This is a genomic window from Sporocytophaga sp., from assembly GCF_017745095.1.
Lineage (GTDB): Bacteria > Bacteroidota > Bacteroidia > Cytophagales > Cytophagaceae > Sporocytophaga.
Genome location: NZ_JAGHZZ010000040.1, coordinates 19,206 through 24,419 on the forward strand (window position 1 = coordinate 19,206; position 5,214 = coordinate 24,419).

The 5,214-nt window shown below is 34.1% G+C and carries 7 protein-coding genes; 1 reads left to right on the forward strand and 6 read right to left on the reverse strand.

Features of this window, described 5'->3' with window-relative positions; translation table 11 throughout:
- Window positions 1-109 precede the first annotated feature (109 nt).
- The 3 genes from J7604_RS25770 to J7604_RS25780 form a co-directional block, all read right to left on the reverse strand.
- A complete protein-coding gene (locus J7604_RS25770) occupies window positions 110-595 on the reverse strand; it encodes a hypothetical protein (RefSeq protein ID WP_293903101.1) in 486 nt (161 codons plus the stop codon).
- A 56-nt stretch (window positions 596-651) separates the two neighbouring features.
- Window positions 652-1,125, reverse strand: coding sequence for a hypothetical protein (locus tag J7604_RS25775; RefSeq protein ID WP_293903104.1), 474 nt, complete (start codon window positions 1,123-1,125; stop codon window positions 652-654).
- Window positions 1,126-1,207: 82 nt separating this feature from the next.
- The gene (locus J7604_RS25780) at window positions 1,208-1,558 is read right to left on the reverse strand and encodes a helix-turn-helix domain-containing protein (RefSeq protein WP_293903107.1); all 351 of its coding nucleotides are present in this window, start codon (window positions 1,556-1,558) and stop codon (window positions 1,208-1,210) included.
- A gap of 102 nt (window positions 1,559-1,660) precedes the next feature.
- On the opposite strand from J7604_RS25780, the gene J7604_RS25785 reads away from it, so the two are divergent.
- The gene (locus J7604_RS25785) at window positions 1,661-2,296 is read left to right on the forward strand and encodes a nitroreductase family protein (protein ID WP_367113617.1); all 636 of its coding nucleotides are present in this window, start codon (window positions 1,661-1,663) and stop codon (window positions 2,294-2,296) included.
- Between the two features lie 284 nt (window positions 2,297-2,580).
- On the opposite strand, the gene J7604_RS25790 is transcribed toward J7604_RS25785, so the two are convergent.
- The 3 genes from J7604_RS25790 to J7604_RS25800 are packed head-to-tail and all read right to left on the reverse strand — an operon-like array spanning window position 2,581 to window position 4,994.
- Window positions 2,581-2,982: a YchJ family protein gene (locus J7604_RS25790; RefSeq protein ID WP_293903110.1), complete on the reverse strand. Its 402-nt coding sequence runs from the start codon at window positions 2,980-2,982 to the stop codon at window positions 2,581-2,583.
- Window positions 2,983-3,001: 19 nt separating this feature from the next.
- A complete protein-coding gene (locus J7604_RS25795) occupies window positions 3,002-3,274 on the reverse strand; it encodes a hypothetical protein (RefSeq protein WP_293903113.1) in 273 nt (90 codons plus the stop codon).
- 37 nt (window positions 3,275-3,311) lie between these two features.
- Window positions 3,312-4,994 (reverse strand): hypothetical protein, encoded by a 1,683-nt coding sequence (locus tag J7604_RS25800; RefSeq protein ID WP_293903116.1) that lies wholly within the window; start codon window positions 4,992-4,994, stop codon window positions 3,312-3,314.
- Window positions 4,995-5,214 lie beyond the last annotated feature (220 nt).

Genomic DNA, 5,214 nt, shown 5'->3' on the forward strand with positions numbered 1-5,214 from the left:
AGGCAAATTTGATTCTTTTGGAAAGCTCAGATGCTTCAAAAGTTCAGCATGATAAAGGATAGATTCCATAAGTTGAGGTCTATGGTGAGAAACACAGGACGTAGTAGGACTAAGATCTTTTAATTGACTTTGCATTTTTTACTCTATATTTAAACCTATCTATTTCCTCACCATGCATAAATGAGTTAATTTCTATGCTTTTAGGTGTGTTGTCCAAGCCATTGTATTTTATTGTATAGAAGGACCTGATCGGACTGCTTGTGCCGAACACATGCTGCTTAATCTCTATAATATCTTTTAACTCAATTTTTTCTTCTATATCTTTTTCAGTTATGTATAAGAAGCGAGAGTCAAATTCAATCAATGCACCTTTTTTTGATTTAAAGTAGAACAGAAATGCCAAGCCAATTGAGAGCATAACAATAAATAAAATTTCCGGATTAAAGTTTGTCTCTTCAGGCTTGATGATCAGGTTAAATAGCTTTACTGTTACAAGTGCCGATATTAAAAATGAAATGACAAAAAAGATTATCGAGAAGATCAAAAGAATTAATCTTAATACTAATTGGGGGGTATAGGAAATTTTTACTCTCATTCAATGCTATTTAATTCAACAGTAGTATCTCTGAGTACAATAGAGTTCGGATAGTTTCAGAAAGAGGGAGCCTTCTTTAATCGAATAGTTTTATACAAAACGATCAGTTCAATCAGGAGGAAAATACCAGTTATAATCGCTGACTTTGTAATTGTTTCATTTAAAAGCGAATTGACTAATTGCTGTTTGTTCAGATCTCTTTTGTCAAGTAAAGTATCCTGAAAACGGCTATGGATAAGTATCAGTGATATGTATACTATCATGATTAATAAACTGGTATTAAATCCGATCAGCAGGATGTTATAATGTATTTTATTCAATTTATTGATTAAGGCAATTAACAGGTTCATGATATATCCAAAGATAAGAAAAATGACCATAAATACCTGCCATCTCTGAAGTACGACATAGGTATCGTAAAATTGAATATTCATTATAGTAGTAAAATGAAATTCAGGAATCAATCCGGAAAGCTCGAGGGAAATCAACAACGGGATGGATTGGACAATGTAAGGGAAATAGGTTTTCATTTATGTTAATACTAAATCAAACATACGCAATAAAGATAAACAAGTTAGTTGCGTAACAATGTAGAGCAGGTCTTTATAGCACTTATTTACCCATTATTTCTTTTCTATGCTCAATTCCCCAGTCAGAAAGATTTTTAATTACATATTGTAATTTCTGACCATATTCAGTAAGCTCATAATGAACCGTTACAGGTTGAGTAGCCTCAACGGTTCTTTTGATAAGTTTGTTAATTTCCATCTCCTTTAATTCCTTGCTCAACATCTTGTTGGAAATCCCTTTTACGTCTTTTAATATATCAGAAAATCTTCTCTTATTATGAAAGCAGAGAACTGCGATGATGGAGATTTTCCATTTACCAGTCAGTACGTCCATTGCATCATGAACTGCCATGATCTGCTTTTTGCATTCATCCGGATTTTTCTTTTTTGTCATAAGTTACTTGGTTACTTAGAAGTTACTGTTACTTTTTGATACTTGGTTACCAAATTAAATAAATTCATTCTAGTTTTACCGCATTAACAAATAAAAATTTATATGATGACTTTGTTAGACAACTTAAAGTGGCGTTATGCTACAAAAAAGATGAACGGACAACAAGTACCGCAAGAGAAATTAGAATACATTCTGGATGCTGCTAGATATGCACCTTCATCATCAGGGCTTCAGCCTTATAAAATTTTTGTAATCAGCGACAGGAAAAAGCTTGAAGAGATCAGGGCATTTTCTTTCAATCAAAGTCAGATTACTGACTGCTCTCATTTGCTGGTTTGGGCAGCATGGGACAGTTATTCAGCTGATAGGGTTGGAGATGTTTTATTGAGAACTTCAAGGGAGCGTGGCTTGCCTGATAACTCTTCTGAAGATTATAAGAAGATGCTTCTTGGGCTATATGAGCCTTTGGGAAAAGAATGGCAAGAGAACCGTTGCGCCAAACAGGCATACATATCATTTGGATTGGCTATTGCTGCTGCCGCAGAACAAAAGGTGGATGCTACACCAATGGAAGGATTTGATAATTTTAAAATGGACGAGTTCCTTGGTCTTAATGAATTGGGGCTCAAAAGTGTTGTTATACTACCTATAGGTTACAGAGATGAAACAAATGATTGGTTGGTGAAACTTAAAAAGTGGAGAACACCAAGAGAAGAATTTGTAACGTTTGTGGGTTGAAAAGCTAAAGTGAAGTTAGTTTTAATTTTTGGTCATGTTGAGCTTGCGAAACATCGGAGTTTTCACAATAATGAACCTGAACTATCTGGCAGATTTAAGATTTAATTGGCCAATCATTTTGTGATTATCAGATCCTTCGCAGGCTCAGGATGACAAAGGAAAGTTTGTCTTTTTACTTAGAGTTATTTGGTTCAATCAATTGTGTTCTCTAAGTTGAGTGACTAGTACAATTGCGATGCAGTCGTAATTCTCGTGAATCCTATCAGGCTGGGACTATTGAATAGTTATTCTTCTTTCACTTCTCCTTCAAGAAAATACCATATACCTTTTTCCTTAACAAAATAAGAATGTTCATGATGAACAATTGATTGATTATGTTCATTGGAATAATATGCTTTAAAAGTAACTGTTCCTTTGTCGTCAGTCGCAGAGCCCTTCTCTGTTGCGATAATTTCCAGCCTTATCCATTTGCTTGAGGTAGCCCATTTTTTTATGCTTGCTGCCGAATAATATTTTCTCTTTGAAGGATGTGTTGTCTTGAGTATATACCTTACATCTGCTTCAACATATGCAGAATACCTGGACCGCATTAATTGCTCAGCTGTCTCCGGTGTTTTGTCTCCCAGAAGGAAAGGTTCACAACAAGATTCAAAAGATAAGCCGGAGTTGCAGTAACAAGGTGTCATGATTTATGGATTTTGCTTTTTAATTACTCTTATAGTTTATCGAAAAGTTTTTATAGTAGTTCGGTTTGGCAGGTAAGAAGTTGTGTGTATAAACTTCATGACGGGACAGATAAGCCGCTTTATCAGTTAATTTATATGTTTTCTTTTCCAAAAGTCTCCCCACATTATCATAAAAGAGATGGACATCTAAATATAGATCTCTATTGTAACTTCTTGTAAGTTGTCCACGCTCATTGTATTCATCAAAGAACCCTTTTATAAGTTTAGTTTTATCATAACCTCTTTTTTGCACAATTTCTAATTTAGCATTGTATTTGACAACGCTTGAATCACGATCTTTGGGCAGGTTTATGGAGATCGCTTATGTTAATCCTTGTATGAGAGCCATCCGGTTCATAAATGACAATATCACAATACTTACTATCATCTTTTTTATATGTAGTTATTTTTATCGATTTTTTTAAAGTGCCATCCGACATATACTCGAAGTTTTCTAGTTCTTCAGAATAACCTTTTATTATGGTTTTGGTGGATTTCCGACGGCCAGTCATATCATATTCATGCTCAATATTTCGTTTGGGAGCGAATGCAGCAACAGAATCAATTTCAGAGATCAGTTCACCCTTTTTATTGTATTTATTAACTGTTATAAGGTAAACTTTCCCAGTTAGATCGTATTGAATTTTTTTGATTTCCTTTTCTGTATTCCAGTCCAGGAAATGTTTATAATGTAAATAGTGTCGTCCTTCATCTATTGTATGGTCATAGGTCATTCTGGTTTTAGTTTTTTTAAGAGAATCAATTATAGTTTCCATAATTTTTTCGTAGGAATACTCACAACTATTAGGACTTTTCTGGCCCATGACTAATAACCGTAATATTTTCTTCTCTTTATCATACTCTTGTTTCTCTTCCCTTGTAATAGTATTCTGGAATAATATGGAGTCTTTATTTTTATGTAAATAGACAAAAGCTTCTGTTGGGTTCTTATAGCCTATGGTATAGAACTTATCCTGATCATAAACTTTATATTCAAACTTCTGTACTTTGTGTATATGAATGTATGCGGTATCATAGTTATATATATACCAATTATAATCCAAAGATTCGTCACCGGGCTCCACCACGCCGCAATCCATTTCTTCGATGTTTGTGCTCACTTTTTCATAAGAGTGAGTTGCGTAAGCATATTGATATGGATCATTGCCATAATAATATCTGGTTTTATCGGTATATCTGGGATGCGGTCCACCACTTGTTGATAGTTCTTCTGCCACTCTTCCTTCTAAGTCAAAATTATAAATGGTTTTACCCTTGAGAAGAGGATCTTTATCACAATCGACGATTTCAATTTTTTCAGGAATGCTATCAAGATCAGGTCTGTAGTAAATAGTCATTTTGTCATTCTCCGGAACCTCATATCCGTGTTTAATCAGTTCCTTAGAAGAAAAATTTACTATACTATATTGTTCTAAAAATGATCCTTTATATTTCCAGTTTTCCTGAATGTATTTTTTTGAAGAAAAATCAGGGTCGGTATATACTTTTTTTTCTGTTATTTTTCCCTTGTCAAATTTTAGACTTTCCAGAATACTCGTATCTATCTTAGATACCTCGATCTCGACTCCCTTTTCACGTTTGGTTGTAGTCCTAAAGTTATATCTAATGGTAACAGATGATTTATGGTCATACTCCTTAACTGTTTTCTTAATCAGTCGCATGGCCTTGTTATATACAGATTCATTAATCAGTACACCATTTTCATCATATTCATAAGTTTTGGTTTCGTGATAATATGCACTATCTTCTATTTTGCATTTCCGACCGGAAGGAATGTAGCTGTACTTTGTTTCTTTTATTAGCCTATCTTGTTGATCGTAGTGACGCTCTTCTAAAAGAGCTGTATTAAATTCATCATATTTAAGATAAACTGTAGTTACTTTTTCCTTTTGAGACAAACAGAAAGTCGAAACGGAGCAGATAAGGACTGTGAGAATGTACTTTAATTTCAATTTGAAAAAGATTTATTCCTACCAAAATATCGAATTTTGAATGATCCTCAAATCTTTTCAGGGCCATAACTGGTAACATTTTTTTAGTGTGCTGTATCAGAACATTTTAGAGATTTCACAAACTTTTATTCCCCCGATCCCCTGAGTTTATCTCTTAGTCTGTGGCGCACCATAGCCGTCAACTTAGTGATGAGACAAGTAAAAAAATAGTTTTCCCCGC

Bases quoted from the DNA above. Each gene is read 5' to 3' on its own strand.
- J7604_RS25770 (WP_293903101.1), bottom strand. From the start codon at position 595: ATGAGAGTAAAAATTTCCTATACCCCCCAATTAGTATTAAGATTAATT.
- J7604_RS25775 (WP_293903104.1), bottom strand. From the start codon at position 1,125: ATGAAAACCTATTTCCCTTACATTGTCCAATCCATCCCGTTGTTGATT.
- J7604_RS25780 (WP_293903107.1), bottom strand. From the start codon at position 1,558: ATGACAAAAAAGAAAAATCCGGATGAATGCAAAAAGCAGATCATGGCA.
- J7604_RS25790 (WP_293903110.1), bottom strand. From the start codon at position 2,982: ATGACACCTTGTTACTGCAACTCCGGCTTATCTTTTGAATCTTGTTGT.
- J7604_RS25785 (WP_367113617.1), top strand. From the start codon at position 1,661: ATGATGACTTTGTTAGACAACTTAAAGTGGCGTTATGCTACAAAAAAG.